Source organism: Citrobacter sp. wls615, from assembly GCF_005281355.1.
GTDB lineage: Bacteria > Pseudomonadota > Gammaproteobacteria > Enterobacterales > Enterobacteriaceae > Citrobacter > Citrobacter werkmanii.
This window is the reverse complement of sequence record NZ_SZXM01000045.1, coordinates 13186-33905: the sequence shown is the minus strand read 5'-3', so window position 1 is coordinate 33905 and position 20720 is coordinate 13186. Positions and strand designations below refer to the sequence as shown.

Genomic DNA, 20720 nt, shown 5'->3' with positions numbered 1-20720 from the left:
GGCAGGGTTTAAGGAGAATAACATGACAAAAATTGTTGCTCGAAAATGGCTGGTTGCTGTGGGAGTGGCCTCTGCACTGGCTGCATCGCCTGGCTGGGCCGCCAAAGATGTGGTGGTGGCGGTGGGATCCAATTTCACGACGCTCGATCCCTATGACGCGAATGACACGTTGTCGCAGGCGGTAGCGAAGTCGTTTTATCAGGGGCTGTTTGGTCTTGATAAAGAGATGAAGCTGAAAAATGTGCTCGCGGAGAGTTATACGGTTTCTGATGATGGGCTGACCTATACCCTTAAGCTGCGCCAGGGTGTGAAGTTTCAGGATGGTACTGACTTCAATGCCGATGCGGTAAAAGCTAACCTCGATCGGGCCAGTAACCCAGAAAACCATCTGAAACGCTACAACCTGTATAAGAATATCGATAAAACCGAAGTCGTCGATCCGTCGACGGTGAAGATTACGCTGAAACAGCCGTTCTCTGCCTTTATCAATATTCTGGCGCATCCGGCAACGGCGATGATTTCTCCCGCTGCGCTGGAGAAATACGGTAAGGAGATTGGTTTTCATCCTGTTGGAACCGGGCCGTATCAGCTTGATACCTGGAATCAGACAGATTTTGTGAAGGTTAAGAAGTTCGCAGGTTACTGGCAGCAGGGGCTGCCAAAGCTGGATACGATTACCTGGCGTCCGGTGACCGACAACAATACGCGTGCGGCCATGTTACAGACCGGGGAAGCGCAGTTTGCCTTCCCAATCCCTTACGAGCAGGCGGCGTTACTGGCGAAGAACAAAAACCTGGAACTGGTGGCCAGTCCGTCTATTATGCAGCGTTATATCAGCATGAACGTCACGCAAAAACCGTTCGACAACCCGAAGGTGCGTGAAGCTCTGAATTATGCCATCAACCGCCAGGCGCTGGTGAAAGTGGCTTTTGCCGGTTACGCGACGCCGGCAACCGGCGTTCTCCCACCGTCGATAGCCTATGCGCAAAGCTATACGCCATGGCCGTACGACCCGGCGAAAGCGCGCGAACTGCTGAAAGAAGCAGGCTACCCTAATGGTTTTACCACCACGCTGTGGTCTTCGCATAACCACAGTACTGCACAGAAAGTGTTGCAATTTACCCAGCAGCAGCTGGCGCAGGTTGGCATTAAGGCTCAGGTAACGGCGATGGACGCTGGTCAGCGTGCGGCGGAAGTTGAAGGTAAAGCGCAGAAAGAGAGCGGAGTGCGGATGTTCTACACCGGCTGGTCTGCGTCTACAGGCGAAGCGGACTGGGCGCTGTCGCCGCTGTTTGCATCACAAAACTGGCCGCCAACCCTGTTTAACACGGCGTTCTACAGCAATAAGCAGGTGGACAGTGATCTCGCTGCGGCTTTGCAAACCAACGATCCAGCGCAGAAAGCGAAGCTGTACAAAGATGCGCAGGATATTATCTGGAAAGAGTCGCCGTGGATCCCGCTGGTAGTGGAAAAACTGATTTCGGCGCACAGCACCAGGTTGACCGGATTCTGGATCATGCCGGATACCGGATTTAGCTTTGATGATGCGGATTTAAAATAAGCTATTCATTCGGCCCCGAAGCGTAGGGGCCGGCGAAGGGAGCGTGATGCTTAACTATGTTTTCAAGCGCCTGCTGGGGTTGATTCCAACTCTGTTGATTGTTGCGGTGCTGGTATTTTTATTTGTTCACCTGCTACCCGGCGATCCGGCCCGGCTGATTGCAGGACCGGAAGCTGACGCTGAGGTGATCGAACTGGTGCGCAAGCAGCTGGGTCTGGACCAGCCGCTGCATGTTCAGTTCTGGCATTACATGACCAACGTGTTGCAAGGCGATTTTGGGACCTCGATGGTTTCTCGTCGCCCGGTTTCCGAAGAGATAGCCAGCCGTTTTATGCCATCACTATGGCTGACTATTGCCAGTATGGCGTGGGCGGTATTGTTCGGCATGACAGCGGGGATTATTGCTGCCGTATGGCGCAATCGCTGGCCGGACAGATTGAGTATGACGCTGGCGGTCACCGGGATCTCGTTCCCGGCGTTTGCGCTCGGCATGCTGCTGATGCAGATATTCTCCGTTGAGCTCGGTTGGTTACCCACCGTTGGCGCCGACACCTGGCTGCACTATATCCTCCCGTCTATTACGCTGGGCGCGGCGGTGGCTGCGGTGTTAGCACGGTTTACTCGCGCCTCGTTCGTGGATGTGCTCAGCGAAGACTATATGCGCACCGCGCGGGCTAAAGGGGTGAGTGAAACCTGGGTGGTGTTAAAACATGGTCTGCGTAATGCGATGATCCCGGTTGTCACCATGATGGGGCTACAGTTTGGCTTTTTGCTCGGCGGCTCTATTGTGGTTGAGAAGGTGTTCAACTGGCCTGGGCTTGGGCGACTGTTGGTGGACTCCGTCGAAATGCGCGACTACCCGGTGATTCAGGCTGAGGTACTGTTGTTTTCTCTGGAATTTATTCTTATTAACTTAGTGGTGGATGTGCTCTACGCCGCCATTAATCCGGCTATCAGGTACAAGTAAGGATGCGATTTTTTAACTGGCGCCGACAGGCGATTTTAAATGCGATGCCTCTTGTTAAGCCAGAGCAGATACGCACACCGTGGCATGAGTTCTGGCGTCGTTTCCGTCGACAGCACATGGCGATGTTCGCTGGATTGTTTGTATTGCTCCTGATCATGCTGGCGATTTTTGCCCGCTGGCTGACGCCATTTGATGCCGAGAATTACTTCGATTATGACCGTTTGAATGATGGACCGTCGATGCTGCACTGGTTTGGCGTTGACTCACTGGGACGGGATATCTTTAGCCGCGTGCTGGTTGGCGCGCAAATCTCGCTGGCGGCAGGGGTCTTTGCCGTGTTTATTGGCGCGGCGATTGGCACAGTGCTGGGTCTGCTGGCGGGATACTACGCAGGCTGGTGGGATCGACTGATTATGCGAATCTGCGATGTGCTGTTCGCCTTTCCGGGGATATTGCTGGCGATAGCCGTGGTCGCCGTGCTGGGCAGCGGTATTGCGAACGTGATTATTGCCGTGGCCATTTTCTCCATTCCGGCCTTCGCGCGCCTGGTGCGCGGGAATACGCTGGTGCTGAAGCAACAGACGTTTATTGAGTCTGCGCGCAGTATTGGTGCCAGCGATACGACCATCATTTTTAACCATATCCTGCCGGGTACGGTTTCATCGATCGTGGTCTTTTTTACCATGCGAATTGGCACGTCGATCATCTCTGCCGCGAGCCTGTCATTTCTGGGATTAGGCGCACAGCCGCCAACGCCTGAGTGGGGGGCAATGCTTAATGAAGCGCGCGCTGATATGGTGATCGCGCCGCACGTGGCGATTTTCCCGGCGGTAGCGATATTCCTGACGGTGCTGGCGTTTAACTTACTGGGAGATGGTCTGCGCGACGCGCTGGACCCGAAAATAAAAGGGTAAACCGTAGGCCTGATAAGACGCTTCAGCGTCGCCATCAGGCATTGCCGGATGCGGCATAAATGCCTTATCCGGCCTACGTTGGGTTGCGCTTAATTAAACGCGGGTGCTCCACAGATCGTATTCATCTGCGTTTTCGACTTTCACGCGGATGATATCGCCAGGTTTCACCTTGGTTTCACCATTCAGATATACCGCGCCGTCGATTTCCGGAGCATCAGCCATGCTACGACCAATTGCGCCTTCTTCGTCAACTTCATCAACGATGACCAGAATCTCGCGGCCCACTTTCTCCTGCAAACGTTCAGCAGAGATCTGCTGTTGCAATTGCATAAAGCGATTCCAGCGTTCTTCTTTCACCTCTTCCGGGATTTGATCCGGCAGGTCATTAGCGCCAGCGCCTTCTACCGGGCTGTATTTAAAGCAGCCCACGCGATCCAGACGCGCTTCCTTCAGGAAGTCGAGCAACATCTGGAAGTCTTCTTCCGTTTCACCCGGGAAACCAACAATGAAAGTGGAGCGCAGCGTCAGTTCAGGGCAGATTTCACGCCACTGTTTGATGCGCGCCAGCTGTCTGTCCACGGAGCCTGGGCGTTTCATCAGTTTAAGAATACGCGGGCTGGCATGCTGCAGCGGGATGTCCAGATACGGCAGGATTTTACCTTCCGCCATCAGCGGGATTACGTCATCAACGTGCGGGTAGGGATAGACGTAATGCAGACGCGTCCAGATCCCCAGTTTTGATAACTGTTCGCACAAATCAACCATGCTGGTTTTGACCGGCTCGCCGTTATGGAAACCGGTGCGATGCTTCACATCCACGCCGTACGCGGAGGTATCCTGAGAAATGACCAGTATCTCTTTCACGCCCGCATCTACCAGACGCTTGGCTTCGCTGAGAACGTCGCCGATCGGACGGCTCACCAGATCGCCACGCATTGAGGGAATAATGCAGAACGTGCAGCGGTGGTTGCAGCCTTCAGAAATTTTCAGATAGGCATAATGGCGCGGAGTCAGCTTGACGCCCTGCTCAGGAACCAGACTCTGGAACGGGTTATGCTTTGGTTTTGGCACATAGTGGTGAACGTGCTCCAGAACCTGTTCATAGCTGTGCGGACCGGTGATTTCCAGCACTTTCGGGTGGACTTCACGGATCTGATCGACTTTCGCGCCCAGACAGCCGGTAACGATCACCTTGCCGTTTTCGTTCAACGCTTCACCGATTGCTTCCAGGGACTCCTGAACCGCGCTGTCGATAAAGCCGCAGGTGTTAACGATAACCATATCCGCGTCGTCGTAGCTTGGCACAACATCATAGCCTTCGGTACGAAGTTCGGTCAGGATGCGCTCAGAATCGACGAGGTTTTTCGGACAACCTAGTGATATAAAACCAATTTTTGCCATTTTCTTATACTGTACATTGCTCGTAATCGGGGGATTATACAGATGCCGTCACGGTACATCTATATCTGATCGGCATAAGACCGGGAGAATAAAGACCAATACCTATAAATAGTGGATCGGTTGGCGGAAGGTGTTTAGCGAGTCTAATTCCGGCTTTAAGTGTCACTTCTTGGCTGTAGAAATTAATTAGCATAAATTTTATCTCGTCGAGCGTTATTAATGAGGTTAAATTTGAAAGATATTGTTTTGCAGTCGAAACTTGAAATGGCTAAAACTCTTTATGCTAATGATGTGAGTTTATATTATATCTCACTGGCTACAGGCTTAAGTTGGCGTGTATTAATGACAGAATTAACGTTTATCGCCAGTCATGAAATTATTCGGCAAAAAACTGACGCTCGCAAACCCAGAGTTTAAATAATTCACCTGTCTATTACCCATCCTGCAAAATTTGAAAGGTAACGTTAATATGTATATTTCGCCACTACCGCTCGCGGCGGACTCTGATGTTGATAAACTGAGAGATGATATTGCTAATAAGCTTTTATTTACTATTGGCAAAGATCCCGCTATCGCCACGAAACGGGAGTGGCTTAATGCGACGTTATATGCGGTACGCGATCGAATGGTCGAGCGCTGGCACCGTTCTAATCGGGCACAATTCTCTCAGGATGCGCGCCAGGTTTATTATCTGTCGATGGAATTTTTAATTGGCCGTACGCTGTCTAATGCGTTGCTCTCGTTAGGTATTTACGAAGAAGTCAGAAGCGCGCTTGAGGCAATGGGGCTGGAACTGGAAGAGCTAATTGACGAGGAAAATGATCCCGGACTTGGAAATGGTGGTCTCGGACGACTGGCGGCTTGTTTCCTTGATTCTCTGGCAACGCTTGGCCTGCCGGGATGCGGTTACGGCATTCGCTATAACTACGGTATGTTTAAACAAAATATCGTTGATGGCGTGCAAAAAGAGTCGCTGGACTATTGGTTAGAATACGGTAATCCGTGGGAATTCAAACGTCATAATACGCATTATAAAGTGCGCTTTGGCGGGCGACTGCAACAAGAAGGGAATAAAACCCGCTGGCTAGAAACTGAAGATATTCTGGCGGTGGCCCATGACCAGATTATTCCCGGCTATGCGACGGACACCACCAATACATTGCGGTTGTGGAACGTTCAGGTAAATAGTGAGGTCAATGCGGGCAAACTGAATCAGCAGGAAGACTTTGCTACGGAAGTGGAAAACAAATATCACTTCGAGAGGATCTCGCGAGTTTTGTACCCTGATGATTCGACCGATGCAGGACGTGAACTGCGTTTACGCCAGGCCTATTTCCTGGCCTCGGCCACGATTCAGGACATCCTGAGCCGTCATTATCAGTTGCACCGCACATACGATAATCTGGCCGATAAAATCGCTATCCACCTCAATGATACGCATCCGGTGCTGGCGATCCCAGAGCTGATGCGTTTGTTGATTGATCATCACCAGTTTAGTTGGGATAACGCGTTTGACGTGACCTGTCAGATTTTTTCTTATACCAACCATACGTTGATGAGCGAGGCGCTGGAAACCTGGCCGGTAGAAATGCTAAGTCGACTTTTACCGCGTCATTTGCAGATTATTTTTGAGATTAACGACCGCTTCCTGAAGACGTTACAGGAGCGCTATCGCGATGATAGCAAACTGCTGCAGCGCGTATCGCTGATTGATGAATCTAATGGGCGCGTGGTGCGCATGGCCTGGCTGGCGGTGGTTGTCAGTCATAAGGTAAATGGCGTGTCGGCGTTGCATTCAAAGCTGATGACCGACTCTCTGTTTGCTGATTTTGCGCGTATCTTTCCTCTGCGTTTCACCAACGTAACCAATGGTGTCACGGCGCGGCGTTGGCTGGCGTTGGCTAATCCTCCGCTTGCCAATGTGCTGGATGAGAATATTGGCGAAAGCTGGCGGACCAAATTAATGCAATTGGGCGAGTTAAAGCAATACATAGATTATCCGACGGTGAATGAGGCGGTGCGCCGGGCGAAGTATGAAAATAAGCAGCGATTGGCGCAACATATTGCCGCCCATTACGGCGTGGTGGTGGATCCTGATGCGCTGTTTGATGTGCAGGTGAAACGTATTCACGAATACAAGCGGCAGCTTATGAATGTGCTGCATGTGATCACGCGCTATAACCGGATTAAAGCCGCGCCGGATGCCAACTGGGTTCCACGGGTGAATATTTTTGCCGGAAAAGCCGCCTCGTCTTATTACATGGCGAAGCAAATTATCCGCTTAATTAATGATGTGGCGCAGTTAGTCAACAATGACCCGCAAACAGGCGGCAAACTAAAGGTGGTTTTCATCCCGGATTACAGCGTCAGTCTCGCACAGCTAATTATTCCTGCTGCCGATCTGTCAGAGCAAATTTCCCTGGCCGGGACGGAAGCCTCCGGGACCAGCAATATGAAGTTTGGTATGAATGGCGCGTTGACCATCGGTACGCTCGACGGCGCGAATATTGAAATGCGCGAATACGTTGGGGAAGATAATATCTTCATCTTTGGTAATACGGCTAATCAGGTTGAAGCCTTACGACGCGATGGCTATGACCCGCGACGCATCTTTGAAAATGATGAGGAATTGCACCAGGCGCTGACGCAAATCGGTACGGGTATGTTCAGCCCGCAGGAGCCCGGACGTTACAGAGACGTGCTGGATTCATTAATCAATTTTGGCGACAACTATCAGGTGTTGGCGGATTACCGCAGCTATGTGAACTGTCAGGATGCGGTGGATGAGCTGTATCGAACTCCCCGGGAGTGGACGACCAGGACGTTGCACAATATTGCCAACATGGGGTATTTCTCATCTGACAGAACGGTGCAGGAATATGCTGATCATATCTGGCGCATAGCTAAAATTCACGTATAGCAATTTTCCCAACGCTGAGCCTCCCTGGTTTTCATAACAGGGAGGCGGTTTGCAAATCGGCCAGAATGGGGGAGAGGATCTTATGGGTATTGCTGTCTTTGCGCGATGAAGCAAACACACTGAATTGCGGCAGGGGAAACGGCGTGTTTATTTTTTTCAGCCCATACAGATGAGCATGTGTTGCAAACACCTTTTCCGGGATCACCCCTATACAATGGGTATTGGACACAATCGTCAGTATCGCCGTAAATGATGAGGTCAGCAGGCAGCGATCCCCGGATCTGAATTTTTTATCCACAATACTGCGATGGTAAATGATTTTTTCATTCTTGGTATTATAACCCACCAGGTTCGCGTTTCTGAATTGTGCTTCGCTAATGGAACTACCGTATAAAGCATTATTCTGCGACGCTACCAGTACCAGGCGCATATCGCATATTTTCTGGCATGAAAGGCTTGCTGACTCAACGGAAAAAGTTGAAAAAACGACATCCGCCTGGCGCATATTCAATAACTCAATAATGCTCTGTTCATTCAGGTCGGCGGTGAGGTGCAGGAGACTGATATCGGCGTCGGTATCGATTATTCTCGCGGTAACATCGGGAATGACGATAGGGGATATAAAAGATTCCGTATAGAGCGTTAGCCTTTTTTTGGCGGCAGGCGTGGAAAGCGGCATTAGCAACGACAGTTTGTCGATAATAGGGATCGTATTATCATACAGCTCATCAGAGTAGACCGTCGGTAACAGCGCATTTCCGCTGCGGACAAACAGATTATCCCCCATCATTTCGCGCAGTTTTCTCAAGGACTGGCTGACGGCAGAGGGTGAGATATTCAACATATCAGCGACTCGGGAGATGCTGCCTACGCTATAGATCAAACAGAAAATCGTCAGCAGATTGAGATCAATTTTTGATAGTGTGCGAATTTTCTCTGCATCATTTGCTTTCGACATAGACCCCTCATAATCAGCACTACGGCAGTAATCACATCAGGTATAGCAAAAAATGTCATGCCAGCGGGAAACTGACCATTTTCGCTAAGCGCATCGCCTGGAGTTGTAACATTGTAAATTATGTTAATCAATTGAGCTTTGTTGATGTAGGACATCTATTTGTTCAAAAAACAACCATACTATTAAGTTGCACCATGGTTGGAAAGAGGAGGAACAAAGTATGGTTGTTGACAGACTGAGAACCGATCTTCTCAACAAATTGATAAACGCCCGTATCGAACTTGCCGCTTATCTGCTGTTGAGAAAAGCGAAAGGCTACATGTCAGTCAGCGAGAGCGATCGTCTGCGTGATAATTTTTTTGTGCTGAATCGCGAACTGCACGAGCAATCACAGCTTCACGGTATGCATCTTGATCAGGAAGAGTGGAATGCCCTTCATCGTGCTGAAGGGGCGTTAGCCGCCGCCGCTGTTTGTCTTATGAGTGGACATCACGATTGTCCAACTTTTATTGCCGTTAACGCAGATAAACTGGAAAACTGCCTGACAACGCTGACGCTGAGCATCCAGTGTTTGCAATCTTATCCAACGCTGGAACACGTCTGAATCAGGGGGAGGGCGCTCCCCCTTTTCGTTAAGATTATGTAAATGTAGCGGGATAATTCCCCCTGCTGGCTACGCTTTATGCAGAGCCATTCAGGAGGTGTTATGCGTCAACTCTTTCTCTGTGCTATCCCACTTGCGCTATTTTCCTCTTATGCCGCCGCGGTAAAGGTGGAGGTGCTGCAAACCAAACTTGATCACCCGTGGTCGCTGGCTTTTTTACCCGATAATCGCGGTATGTTAATTACCCTTAAAGGCGGCCAGCTTCGACTCTGGCAGCCTGATAAGGGACTTTCCGACCCGCTGACCGGCGTACCTAAAGTCTGGGCGAATGGTCAGGGAGGATTGTTGGATGTGGCGTTAGCGCCTGACTTTGAACGATCCCGGCGAGTGTGGCTCAGCTTCGCTGAAGCCGACAGTGAGGGTAAAGCCGGCACGGCGGTAGGTTACGGACGACTGAGCGACGATCTCAAACACCTGCAAGCGTTCCAGACCGTTTTTCGCCAACAGCCGAAGCTCTCAACCGGAAACCATTTTGGTGGGCGCATGGTGTTTGATGGTCATGGCTATCTGTTTATCGGCCTGGGTGAGAATAACCAACGTGCAACCGCCCAGGATCTAAATAAATTGCAGGGCAAGGTGGTACGTCTGACCGACGAGGGCAAAACGCCGCCGGATAATCCGTTTGTGAATCAGTCGGGGGCGCGGGCAGAAATTTGGTCGTATGGCATCCGTAATCCACAAGGTATGGCAATGAATCCGTGGAGCGATGCGCTGTGGCTCAATGAGCATGGTCCGCGCGGAGGCGATGAAATCAATATCCCCGCAAGAGGCAAAAACTACGGTTGGCCGATCGCAACCTGGGGGATTAACTATAGTGGTCTCAAAATTCCCGAAGCCAAGGGGCAAATTGTTGCGGGTACAGAACAGCCTATCTTTTACTGGGAAAAGTCACCGGCAGTCAGCGGAATGGCTTTTTACAATAGCGATACCTTCCCGCAGTGGCGGCAGAAGCTGTTTATCGGCGCGTTGAAAGATAAAGAGGTGATCGTGCTGAGCGTCAAAGGGAATACGGTCACCGAAGAGGGGCGCCTGTTGCAGGAAAGGGGACAGCGGATCCGCGATGTGCGCGTCGGACCAGACGGCTATTTGTACGTGTTAACCGACGAGTCCGACGGGGAATTATTGAAAGTGAGTCCCTGAGCTGATTAACTGACCGGGATCATCACCACTTTTTGAAATGCCGGGCGTTCCGTCAGTTGCTGATACCAGCGTTCCAGGTGTGGACGCGGGGTCCATGTCAAACCAACGTTGAACAGGTTATAGATGAATGGCGCAATGGCGATATCCGCCGTGCCAAATTCCGCCCCGGAGAACCACGGCTGGTCCGCCAGCGCGTTATCCAGAATAGCAAACAGGTTATCGCAAACCTGAATACTTGCCTCAATGGCTGCCATGTCGCGTTGATCGGCTGGCGTTCTGACCAGACCAAATAAGATGACCCGGTGCGCAGGACTCAGCGTCTGGTTCGCCCAATCCATCCATTTTTCGCCGACGGCACGCGCGGCAGGTGCCTCAATCCACAAACGCTTTTGCCTGTACTGCGCCGCCAGATAACGGACAATGGTATTGGATTCCCACAGGATAACGTCTGTTTCATCATCGCGTAGCAGTGGGACCAACCCGTTCGGGTTCATCGCCAGATAGTCGGCATCGCGGTTACCGCCATGCTGCCCGCCTGCCAGAATTTGGTTATACGGCAGTTCCAGTTCTTCGAGCGTCCACAATACTTTTTTTACGTTGGTCGAGTTATTGCGACCCCACAGTGTAATCATAGTAACCCCGCAAATTAATTGAGCAGCTTATGGCTGCAGATGCCATCTGACTAGCTCACATGGTGGGGGAAACCTAATATTTACGCAACAACGTCTAAAAAAATCGTGCCAGGGGCAGCGCTGCGCTGCGTTATTGCATAAACTTTAAAAACTTTACCAACTTACGGTTTCTTTAAGCTCGTTAGTGCGTTATTACTCACCGCACTTATTTTACACGTCATCCATCAGACTTTTTCTGCAATGGGTTGGCCGAGGTTGTCTGGCCAGTTTTGTGTAAACACGGTGTGGTATGACGTGGTTTTTTAGAATGGATACTCGGGTGGCATTTATGACGCAATACTTCTCTTCACTTCGCAGCTTTGCTGCTGGTTCTGCACTCTTAATCCTTTTGGCACCGACCGTACAGGCGGCGGAGCAACCCACGGCTCCTCCGAGCGTGGACGCGCGTGCATGGATCCTGATGGATTACGCCAGCGGCAAGGTGCTGGCGGAAGGTAATGCTGATGAGAAACTGGATCCTGCCAGTCTGACCAAAATCATGACCAGCTATGTGGTCGGTCAGGCGCTGAAGGCCGGAAAAATTAACCTCAACGACATGGTCACCGTGGGCAAAGATGCCTGGGCGACCGGTAATCCGGCCCTGCGCGGTTCGTCGGTTATGTTCCTCAAACCTGGCGATCAGGTTGCGGTATCCGATCTGAACAAAGGCGTTATCATTCAGTCTGGTAATGATGCCTGTATTGCACTCGCTGATTACGTTGCCGGGAGTCAGGAGTCCTTCATCGGTCTGATGAACGGTTACGCGAAAAAACTGGGACTGACCAATACCACGTTCCAGACGGTGCATGGCCTGGATGCGGCAGGGCAGTTCAGTACCGCGCGTGATATGGCGTTGCTCGGCAAGGCGTTAATCCACGATGTGCCCGAAGAGTACGCTATCCACAAAGAGAAAGAGTTTACCTTTAATAAAATTCGCCAGCCGAACCGCAACCGTCTGTTGTGGAGCACCAATCTGAACGTGGACGGAATGAAAACCGGTACCACGGCGGGCGCGGGTTATAACCTCGTCGCTTCCGCGACCCAGGGCGATATGCGCCTGATCTCCGTGGTGCTGGGGGCGAAAACCGACCGCATTCGTTTTAATGAATCCGAAAAGCTGCTGACCTGGGGTTTCCGCTTCTTTGAAACCGTTACGCCGATTAAACCGGATGCCACCTTCGTGACTCAGCGCGTCTGGTTTGGTGATAAGAGCGAAGTCAATTTGGGTGCTGGGGAAGCGGGTTCGGTAACCATCCCGCGCGGTCAGCTTAAGAACCTGAAAGCTAGCTTTACGCTAACCGAGCCACAGTTAACCGCGCCGCTGAAAAAGGGGCAGGTTGTGGGGACTATCAACTTCCAGTTGAACGGTAAATCTATCGAGCAGCGTCCGTTGATGGTGATGGAAGCAGTGGAAGAAGGTGGTTTCTTTAGCCGGATGTGGGATTTTGTGATGATGAAGTTCCACCAGTGGTTTGGCGGCTGGTTCTCTTAATCTAAACGATTGCCGGATGGCGCTAACATCGCTGTCCGGCAGTATCACCTAATACAACAGCTTTATGCGTTGCGCCTTGGCGTATTCAACAAACTCATCGTCGGGGCGGCTATCACTGATGATGGTATCAAAGCGTTTTAATTCCCCCATCCTCGCAGGACGTACCTTCCCAAACTTGCTGTGGTCGACCACCAGAACGTGATGCTGCGCCATCGACATTGCCCAGTGTTTCACCGCTAATTCTTCCAGATTAAAACAGGTCGCGCCTTTCTCAATGTGCACACCTGCCGCGGAATAAAAGGCGATATCCGGGCACAGATTATTCAGTGTTTCCTGGAAATCGAGCGGTTTGAATATGGCGTTACTGGCATGAAATTCCCCGCCACACAGAATGACGCGGCACTGCGGTTTTTCCTGCAACACCAGAAACGTATTCAGCGAGTAGCAAATTGCGGTAAAAGGCAGTTCATTGTCGATAGCCTCAATAATCCACGGCGTCGTCGTGCCGCAGTCGAAAAAGATGGTCTGATGCGCCTGCACGAGGCTCGCCGCCTGCTGGGCGGCACGGCGTTTTTCATCAACCAGACGGGATTTTTGATCGCTGATTAAATAGTGGTTGGCGCTGCGGGGCTCCAGAACAATATAGCCCCCGAGTAAGACGACAGGCGCATTGTTATTATTCAGGTCGCGACGAATGGTCATCTCAGATACGCCCAGCAGCGTCGCGGCTTCTTTGAGGTGTAATTTATCGCTGCGTTTCAGCGCCTGTAGCAACTGACCAATACGCTCGTCGCGTCGAGTTTCCATAGTTCCCCTGGAGAGTAGTATAAGTGCTCGTATTGCGCCTAATACTACTCTTTTTACCGTGGGTTAGTCACGCACCCAGCCTTTACGGATGGGCAGAGCGAAACAGGTGCGATAGCAGGTCTGCAAGCCGAAGTACAGGGGCGCGCCGAACCGTTGCCAGATCATCTGGGCGCTCAGGCAGCCGATCAGCCCAGCCAGGAATCCGCCCAGCATATCCAGCGGCCAGTGTACGCCAAGGTATACGCGCGACCAGGCAATCGCCACGGCGACAACCATCAGCAGCGCGCCAGTCCACAGGCGATGCCAGAACAGGAAAGCCAGAGCAAAAGTAAAGATAACCGTGCCGTGATCGCTCGGGAAAGAGTCATCCGCCGCATGGTGGAGGAAGTTGTACCCGATGTGGTTAACGAACGGACGATCGTGGGGGAACAGATGCCCCATCAGCCATGAAATAGTCAGGCCAACTGCCAGCGCTATCGCCATTTTTATGACCAACTGGCGCTGGAGAGTAACCTGAGCGCGCGGTCCCCAAAGCCAGAGAATAACCGCTAACAGCGGGACAATGCTGATTAAATCTTTGGCAATAAATATGGCGAGCGAAATAGCCCATTGCGCAGAGTCCGGCGTTGCGTTGATCAGGTAAAACAGCGAATTATTAAGATTTTCCAGCATAACGTCCAGACTCAGTGTACTCGTTAAAAGGCCCATAGGGGGAGAGCATAAAATTGCTGTTACAGGATAAAAAGCGGTCTTGTCTTATTTGTCTGCTAAATGACTATTTTTAAGACAATTAATGAGACTTAATGAGCATGATAGCGGCCTCAACTTAAATTAACCTTAAAGCAAAATGTTCTTGGGCAAATGAATGTAAAAATGTGCGCATTTTGCTTTCAAATCACATAATTCACTATCACCGGTACGGCGCATTTATTACACTTTGCGCGTTTTTTCATTTGCTAAGAGACTGCATGCAAAACCGTTTATCTTCAGGCGCCCGGTTGGGGCGTCAGGCATTACTTTTCCCTCTCTGTCTGGTGCTTTACGAATTCTCTACTTATATCGGTAACGATATGATCCAACCTGGAATGTTGGCCGTGGTGGAGCAATATCAGGCCGGATTAGACTGGGTACCCACTTCCATGACTGCCTATCTGGCGGGTGGCATGTTTTTACAGTGGCTGTTAGGGCCGCTGTCGGATCGTATTGGTCGTCGCCCTGTAATGTTAACCGGCGTAATCTGGTTCATTGTGACCTGCCTTGCGACTCTGCTGGCACAGAATATTGAGCAATTTACTTTTCTGCGTTTCTTGCAGGGGATAAGCCTGTGCTTTATTGGCGCGGTGGGTTACGCCGCAATTCAGGAATCCTTTGAGGAAGCGGTGTGTATAAAAATTACCGCGTTGATGGCAAACGTGGCGCTGATTGCGCCGCTGCTGGGACCGCTAGTTGGCGCGGCCTGGGTACATGTTCTGCCGTGGGAAGGGATGTTTATTCTGTTTGCCGCTCTCGCAGCTATCTCCTTCTTTGGCCTGCAACGCGCGATGCCGGAAACAGCGACCCGGCTTGGTGAAAAGCTGTCCATTAAAGATCTGGGTAAAGATTATAAGCTGGTGCTAAAAAATGGGCGTTTTGTTGCCGGCGCGCTGGCATTAGGTTTTGTCAGCCTGCCGTTACTGGCGTGGATTGCCCAGTCGCCGATTATTATCATCAGCGGTGAACACCTCAGCAGTTACGAATATGGCCTGCTGCAGGTGCCGATTTTTGGGGCGCTGATTGCCGGTAATCTGGTGCTGGCGCGTCTGACTTCGCGCAAGACCGTGCGTTCGCTGATTATCATGGGTGGCTGGCCTATCGCCGTCGGGCTGGTGATTGCCGCGGCGGCCACGGTAGTGTCATCCCATGCGTATTTGTGGATGACGGCGGGTTTGAGTCTCTATGCGTTTGGCATTGGCGTGGCGAATGCGGGGCTGGTCCGCCTGACGTTGTTTGCCAGTGAAATGAGTAAGGGGACGGTTTCTGCCGCTATGGGCATGTTGCAGATGCTGATTTTTACCGTCGGTATTGAGTTGAGCAAACATGCTTATCTGCTGGGAGGAAACGGCTTGTTCAGCCTGTTTAATCTGACAAGCGGCGTACTGTGGCTGATATTGATGGTTATCTTTCTGAAAGATAAACGGGTAGGGAATTCCCGGGAAGGCTGAAGCCCGGTTGCCCGGGCTTCGCAAAACTTAGTGGTGATCGTCAATCTGATGTTCGATGATCATCCCTTCACCTACGCTGGCAACATGTCGCGCATAAGGATGCGCGCGATAGACCGGGGCCGGGGCAGGTGCCGGCGCAACATACACCGTTTGCGGCGCGGTCGTCACGCTGACCGCCTGCGGAACGCTGACGGAAGAGGGCACGACCACCACTTTATAACCGCTTGGTACATCCACGGTAACGCTTTGCGCAAATGAAGTCCCCGCAAAACCCAGCAACAATGTCGCCATCAGTACACTTTTCTTCATGATCCGCTCGCCTGAAGTAATCACTGGAGGTAATAATCCAGTGGGGTTAATTTGAGGCGGATTATGAATAGATCATATCATCATTTTGTTGCCGTCTGTGCTGAGGCGTTAATGCGTAAACGGCGCTTCGTTTTTTAATACGCGGTCGATAACATCCAGCACACCCTCTTCGTTGTTCGATCCCGCGCGATATTTTGCCGCCTGGACAACCGGTTCGTGAGCGTTGGCCATTGCGAAACTAAATCCCGCCTGACGCAGCATCTCAATATCATTTCCGCCATCGCCAAACACAACAACCTCGTCGTCGCTAATATTCCAGCGTTGTTGCAGCAGGCGCAGACCGTTTGCCTTATGCACACCTGGAATAATTAAATCGATGCTGCCGTAGCCGGTGTGCACCGGTACCATGATATCGCCAATTGCCTCATGGAGATCGGCCTGCACCTGCGGGATACGATCGTCTGAAATATTCAGTCCAAATTTGAAAAAAACGTCGTTGAGATTGTCAAAATTATCTACAAATTCAAGACGATGATAGTACATGGCGGAAACGGATTTATGCTTATCGCTGTATTTTTTGAGCGTATAGGCGCTGTTTTTACCGCAGGCAATAATGTCGATGTCCGTACGGGTCAACAGATGAGCCACGATGGCCTTGAAATCATCTTTTGCCAGTTCACCGTTAAAAATATCTTTCCCTTCACTGACTACCCAACCGCCGTTTTCAGCGACAAATGAGATTTCATTGGCCAGTTCAGGGAAAAAGGAGATGAGCTGGTAATACTGGTTGCCGCTGGCGACGACAAAGCGGATCCCTTGTTCTTTCATTTGACGGTATTGCGCCATAAACCGCTCACGGTTATAGGTTTTTTGGTCGCTTAAAAATGTGCCATCCATGTCGACCGCAATTAATTTGATGCTCATTAGCTGTTCTCCATCACAGGGGTATTTTTGAGATCCGGTTTCGCCACCGCTTTCGCGACAATGGCGGCGATAAGCACCAGCGCCAGCACCACCAGCATAGCGCTGCGCAGGCCGTAATGTTCACCCAGATAGCCCAGCAGCGGCGGCCCTACCAGGAATGCCAGGTAGCCGGTGGTCGCTACAACGCTGACGCGGGTTGGCGCATCGGGACCGGTGTCGCTGGCTGCTGAAATGGTCAGCGGGAAGCCGAGCGATGCACCAAGCCCCCACAGAATAACGGAAACACCCGCTACCCATGTGCTATCGACAAAAATAATCAGACTGATGCCAAGCGCCCCCATCAGCGCGCTGGCACGCACCACCGCGACGCGGCTGTAGCGGTCGATAAACCAGCCGCCGGTGAATCGACCCACGGTCATACCCAGCGTAAATCCAGCATAAATCAGCGAGCCTGATGTCGGGCTAAACCCGTGGCCATCCACCATTAGCAGCGGCAGCCAGTCGTTGGCCGAACCTTCAGCAAACGCCATTGCCAGCACTACGACGCCAATCAGCAGCAACTGAATGTCGCGATAAAAAGGCACGCCTTTTTCGCTGGAGTGAGCGCCGTCAGAGGCATTCTTGCCCGTGCCGTCTGGAATGGCCTTGATGGCGATAAAGACAGGAGTGATTGCCACCATTGCCGCCAGTAAAATATGTAAAGTCGCTGGAACGCTGAAGGCGGTAAGCATCATCCCGACCCCGGCACCCGCCAGCGTTCCCAGACTGTAAAAACCATGCATCATCGGCAGCACGGTCTTGTTCATTTCGCGCTCAACTGCCGCGCCTTCGACGTTGATGGCGACTTCCGCTGCGCCAAAGCTGGCGCCAAACACGCCCAGGCCAAACGCGAAAAGCCATGCGGAATGCAACCATAGCGCCGCGCTGAGGATAGCCATCCCGAGGACGGCACAGGACATGGTGGTACGGATCACTTTACGCGTGCCAAATCGTTTCACCAGCCAGGCCGAACAAAGAATGCCACTCATCGAACCAATAGAGAGTCCAAACAATACCGCGCCCATTTCGGCGGTGGAGATGGAGAGGATATCTCGGATGGCAGGAGTACGCGTTGCCCAGGAAGCCATTAGTAATCCGGGTAAAAAGAAAAACGTGAAAAGCGCCCAGGTGCGACGTCTTAAGGCTTTGCGTGGTGAGGTGCCTGTCATGAATTCGAGCCAAAGAAAAGAGGGAAGAAGACAACATTAGCAAGACTGTGTACATTTGTACACAAACGCAAGGTGAGGAAATGCAGTGCGACGCGCGAACGATCCGCTACGGCGGGAAAAGATAGTTCAGGCCACCCTTGAGGCGGTAATCGCCTACGGTGTCCATGGGGTTACGCACCGAAAAATCGCCATGATTGCCGGGGTACCGCTGGGTTCAATGACCTATTATTTTTCGGGAATAGATGAGCTTTTAATGGAGGCGTTCGGGCGCTTTACTGACACGATGTCTCAGCAGTATCAGGCTTTTTTTGCCGACGTTGCGGATGCGCAGGCAGCCTGCCATGCCATTACCGAGATGATTTACAGCTCCCAGGTTACAACGCCCGATAATATGGAACTCATGTACCAGTTGTATGCTTTCGCCAGTCGCAAACCGACGTTGAAAACGGTGATGCAAAACTGGATGTTACGCAGTCAACAAACGCTGGAACAGTGGTTTGAACCGGTAACTGCGCGGGCGCTGGATGCATTTCTCGAAGGAATGACGCTGCATTTTGTTACCGACAAAAAACCGCTGTCGCGGGAAGATATTCTGATGATGGTGGAGCGTATTGCCGGATTGCCGCAGAGATAAAATCATCAAAATGGTTTGTCGAGGCGGGTAATGGCCTGACGTAAAAAATCAACGACTTTCACCGCTTCTGGCGTCAATGGCCGGGCGGCTTTTTTTACCGTCCCGACATCCATATAAGTAATAAAATCATCAATCGTTCTGTGCATGACGCGCAGACCATCCAGTGACCACGGGCGATACACCAGGTCGGATAAAATAGTTATTCCTCTGCCTTTTGCAACCAGGCTTCTTATTGCTTCAAAAGAGTTGCTGCGAAAACTGATATTGGGCGTATAGCCACGCTGCTGCCAGTAATCGATGATTACGTCAGGGTACTTATCGGTTTCCAGCAGTAAAAATGGTAGCTTCTCGACGTCTATTAAACGGATTGAAGACTTGCTCTGTAGCGGATGCCCAATAGACGTCCACAGGCGGCGCTGTGAACGAATAAATGTTTCGATCTCCAGGTCGTTATCATGGCTGATATTTGAGGTCAGAAGCAGGCAAAAATCGACCTTGTGTTTCCGGAGAGCCTGTACCAGTTCCGGTGCAGTAGCTTCATAAAACACGATCTCCAGCAAAGGGAAACGTCGTTCAATATCGTTGAGTATATCCGGAATAAGATAGGCAGAGAGCGTTTCGGCAATGCCTATGCGCACTGTGCCGGTGAGAATTTCACTTCTGTCATGCAGGGCGTCAACAGCCGAGTGGCTGCTGTTGATGATGTTGCAGGCATGTGCCAGAAAGCGCTCGCCCTCGGCGGTGAGCTTCACACCTTTGGGATAACGTACAAATAGCTGCACGTCTAATGCTTCTTCCAGGTTCCGCATGGCAATGGTCATTGATGACTGAGAAATATGACAGCGCGCAGCAGCTTTGGAAATTTGTAATGTTTCTGCAAGTGCGATGTAAAACTCAAGTTGCCTTAGTGTAAATTTCATAGTTTTAATCTATGCAGATGGATAAAAACGTTATATTAGCATTCATTTTCACGCCGCCGTAGCCTTGTGGTCATACCGTACAACTGACAATAAGGCGCAAATATGCCCTATCTTTTACTCAGTCTGGCTGCCCTTTTTTGGGGGGGGAATTATGTGGTTGGTCACCTGTTGGTCGCTGAAGTTAATCCCATTGTTTTATCAGCGGCACGCTGGATATTTACCGCGTTATTATTGATGGCGCTCTATTTTCGTCAGGTCACAGAGCAATGGCCGGTGATGAAAAAATCCTTTGGTACTATTGTCTTCCTCGCGCTTTGTGGTCAGGTTCTTTTCCCCTTAACGTTGTATATCGGCCTGCAATATACAACCTCGCTCAATGCCGCGATTTATATGTCCACCACCCCGGCGCTCGTTCTGTTAATCAATAAGTTCTTTTTTAAAGAGCGGATTTCTGCGCGAAATATAGCAGGTGTGATCCTGAGTACCGTTGGTGTTATCTGGCTGGTTTCGCAGGGCGGTATGATACATACGCGGGTATTTGCACATCTGAATCAGGGCGATGTCTGGACCATGGGGTCGGCGGTAAGTTGGGCTGTTTATTGTGCTTTTTTGCGCATTAAACCGCGTGAGGTGAAGGGAAATGCCTTTGTCGCCGTGAGCGCGCTGCTCGGTGCGATGGTGCTTATTCCGGTACTGGCTGTGGCGCTGATGCGCAATGGTATTCCGGGCTGGGATATCTATGCCAATACAGGCGTTATTACTGGGCTGGCATACCTTGTTATTTTTCCTTCCTGGCTGTCATATCTGTTATGGAACAAAGGGATTAGCGCTATTGGCGCAACCCGCGGAGAGATCTATTCACACTTGATCCCACTGAGTGGCGGATTATTTAGCGTTATGTTTTTGCACGTCACCCTGCATTCATATCATCTGGTGAGCGCGTTGGTTATTATGTGCGGTATAGCATTGTGTTCCCGCCCGAGTGCAAAAAAAGGCTCGCAGCAGCGCACGGCGTGAAAAGCGGGTAAA

General features: G+C 51.2%; 20 protein-coding genes. 11 read left to right on the top strand and 9 right to left on the bottom strand.

The features are described 5' to 3' along the window. Positions 1 to 22: 22 nt before the first annotated feature. From gsiB to gsiD, 3 genes are read left to right on the top strand one after another with little or no spacing between them, the layout of a single operon-like run. Positions 23 to 1561 carry a glutathione ABC transporter substrate-binding protein GsiB gene (gene gsiB, locus FDX04_RS12390; protein WP_079936827.1) on the top strand — a complete coding sequence of 513 codons (1539 nt, stop codon included), beginning with the start codon at positions 23 to 25 and terminating at the stop codon, positions 1559 to 1561. 46 nt (positions 1562 to 1607) lie between these two features. Further along, positions 1608 to 2528 carry a glutathione ABC transporter permease GsiC gene (gene gsiC, locus FDX04_RS12385; RefSeq protein WP_032942797.1) on the top strand — a complete coding sequence of 307 codons (921 nt, stop codon included), beginning with the start codon at positions 1608 to 1610 and terminating at the stop codon, positions 2526 to 2528. A 2-nt stretch (positions 2529 to 2530) separates the two neighbouring features. Next, positions 2531 to 3442: a glutathione ABC transporter permease GsiD gene (gene gsiD, locus FDX04_RS12380; protein WP_137371019.1), complete on the top strand. Its 912-nt coding sequence runs from the start codon at positions 2531 to 2533 to the stop codon at positions 3440 to 3442. Positions 3443 to 3535: 93 nt separating this feature from the next. Here the strand turns inward: gsiD and rimO are convergent, their stop codons facing one another. After that, positions 3536 to 4843, bottom strand: coding sequence for a 30S ribosomal protein S12 methylthiotransferase RimO (rimO, locus tag FDX04_RS12375; RefSeq protein WP_137371018.1), 1308 nt, complete (start codon positions 4841 to 4843; stop codon positions 3536 to 3538). 231 nt (positions 4844 to 5074) lie between these two features. Here rimO and FDX04_RS12370 point away from each other — a divergent pair, with 231 nt between their 5' ends. Next, positions 5075 to 5260 carry a glycine cleavage system protein T gene (locus FDX04_RS12370; protein WP_249935534.1) on the top strand — a complete coding sequence of 62 codons (186 nt, stop codon included), beginning with the start codon at positions 5075 to 5077 and terminating at the stop codon, positions 5258 to 5260. Between the two features lie 52 nt (positions 5261 to 5312). Then, positions 5313 to 7763: a glycogen phosphorylase gene (gene glgP / locus FDX04_RS12365; protein ID WP_137361327.1), complete on the top strand. Its 2451-nt coding sequence runs from the start codon at positions 5313 to 5315 to the stop codon at positions 7761 to 7763. Between the two features lie 31 nt (positions 7764 to 7794). Here glgP and FDX04_RS12360 read toward each other — a convergent pair whose 3' ends face one another. After that, entirely contained in the window at positions 7795 to 8721 is a 927-nt protein-coding gene (locus tag FDX04_RS12360) for a LysR family transcriptional regulator (RefSeq protein ID WP_042309545.1), read from the bottom strand. A gap of 220 nt (positions 8722 to 8941) precedes the next feature. Between FDX04_RS12360 and bssR the strand changes: the two genes are divergently transcribed. Both bssR and FDX04_RS12350 read left to right on the top strand, forming a co-directional pair. Next, positions 8942 to 9325, top strand: coding sequence for a biofilm formation regulator BssR (gene bssR, locus FDX04_RS12355; protein WP_038639191.1), 384 nt, complete (start codon positions 8942 to 8944; stop codon positions 9323 to 9325). A 102-nt stretch (positions 9326 to 9427) separates the two neighbouring features. Next, entirely contained in the window at positions 9428 to 10525 is a 1098-nt protein-coding gene (locus FDX04_RS12350) for a PQQ-dependent sugar dehydrogenase (RefSeq protein ID WP_137361325.1), read from the top strand. A 5-nt stretch (positions 10526 to 10530) separates the two neighbouring features. Here FDX04_RS12350 and FDX04_RS12345 read toward each other — a convergent pair whose 3' ends face one another. Beyond that, complete coding sequence (locus FDX04_RS12345) at positions 10531 to 11157, bottom strand: glutathione S-transferase family protein (protein WP_137371016.1); 627 nt, start codon at positions 11155 to 11157, stop codon at positions 10531 to 10533. Positions 11158 to 11485: 328 nt separating this feature from the next. On the opposite strand from FDX04_RS12345, the gene dacC reads away from it, so the two are divergent. After that, a complete protein-coding gene (dacC, locus tag FDX04_RS12340) occupies positions 11486 to 12688 on the top strand; it encodes a serine-type D-Ala-D-Ala carboxypeptidase (protein WP_137371053.1) in 1203 nt (400 codons plus the stop codon). Positions 12689 to 12736: 48 nt separating this feature from the next. Here dacC and deoR read toward each other — a convergent pair whose 3' ends face one another. Together deoR and ybjG are read right to left on the bottom strand one after the other, a co-directional pair. Beyond that, on the bottom strand, positions 12737 to 13495 hold the full coding sequence (deoR, locus tag FDX04_RS12335) for a DNA-binding transcriptional repressor DeoR (protein ID WP_042309541.1): 759 nt from the start codon (positions 13493 to 13495) through the stop codon (positions 12737 to 12739). Between the two features lie 63 nt (positions 13496 to 13558). Next, positions 13559 to 14167: an undecaprenyl-diphosphate phosphatase gene (gene ybjG / locus FDX04_RS12330; protein ID WP_042309539.1), complete on the bottom strand. Its 609-nt coding sequence runs from the start codon at positions 14165 to 14167 to the stop codon at positions 13559 to 13561. Between the two features lie 296 nt (positions 14168 to 14463). On the opposite strand from ybjG, the gene FDX04_RS12325 reads away from it, so the two are divergent. After that, the gene (locus FDX04_RS12325) at positions 14464 to 15696 is read left to right on the top strand and encodes an MFS transporter (RefSeq protein WP_137371015.1); all 1233 of its coding nucleotides are present in this window, start codon (positions 14464 to 14466) and stop codon (positions 15694 to 15696) included. Between the two features lie 27 nt (positions 15697 to 15723). Here the strand turns inward: FDX04_RS12325 and FDX04_RS12320 are convergent, their stop codons facing one another. The 3 genes from FDX04_RS12320 to FDX04_RS12310 form a co-directional block, all read right to left on the bottom strand. Then, a complete protein-coding gene (locus FDX04_RS12320; protein ID WP_137371014.1) occupies positions 15724 to 16005 on the bottom strand; it encodes a hypothetical protein in 282 nt (93 codons plus the stop codon). A gap of 108 nt (positions 16006 to 16113) precedes the next feature. Then, complete coding sequence (locus FDX04_RS12315; RefSeq protein WP_137371013.1) at positions 16114 to 16929, bottom strand: Cof-type HAD-IIB family hydrolase; 816 nt, start codon at positions 16927 to 16929, stop codon at positions 16114 to 16116. Beyond that, a complete protein-coding gene (locus tag FDX04_RS12310) occupies positions 16929 to 18137 on the bottom strand; it encodes an MFS transporter (RefSeq protein ID WP_137371012.1) in 1209 nt (402 codons plus the stop codon). Before FDX04_RS12310 ends, FDX04_RS12315 begins: the two co-directional genes overlap by 1 nt. 85 nt (positions 18138 to 18222) lie before the next feature. Between FDX04_RS12310 and FDX04_RS12305 the strand changes: the two genes are divergently transcribed. Continuing rightward, positions 18223 to 18771 (top strand): TetR/AcrR family transcriptional regulator, encoded by a 549-nt coding sequence (locus tag FDX04_RS12305; RefSeq protein WP_137371011.1) that lies wholly within the window; start codon positions 18223 to 18225, stop codon positions 18769 to 18771. A 5-nt stretch (positions 18772 to 18776) separates the two neighbouring features. On the opposite strand, the gene FDX04_RS12300 is transcribed toward FDX04_RS12305, so the two are convergent. Beyond that, complete coding sequence (locus tag FDX04_RS12300; protein WP_137371010.1) at positions 18777 to 19691, bottom strand: LysR family transcriptional regulator; 915 nt, start codon at positions 19689 to 19691, stop codon at positions 18777 to 18779. 102 nt (positions 19692 to 19793) lie between these two features. Here FDX04_RS12300 and FDX04_RS12295 point away from each other — a divergent pair, with 102 nt between their 5' ends. Further along, positions 19794 to 20708: a DMT family transporter gene (locus FDX04_RS12295; protein WP_137371009.1), complete on the top strand. Its 915-nt coding sequence runs from the start codon at positions 19794 to 19796 to the stop codon at positions 20706 to 20708. Positions 20709 to 20720 lie beyond the last annotated feature (12 nt).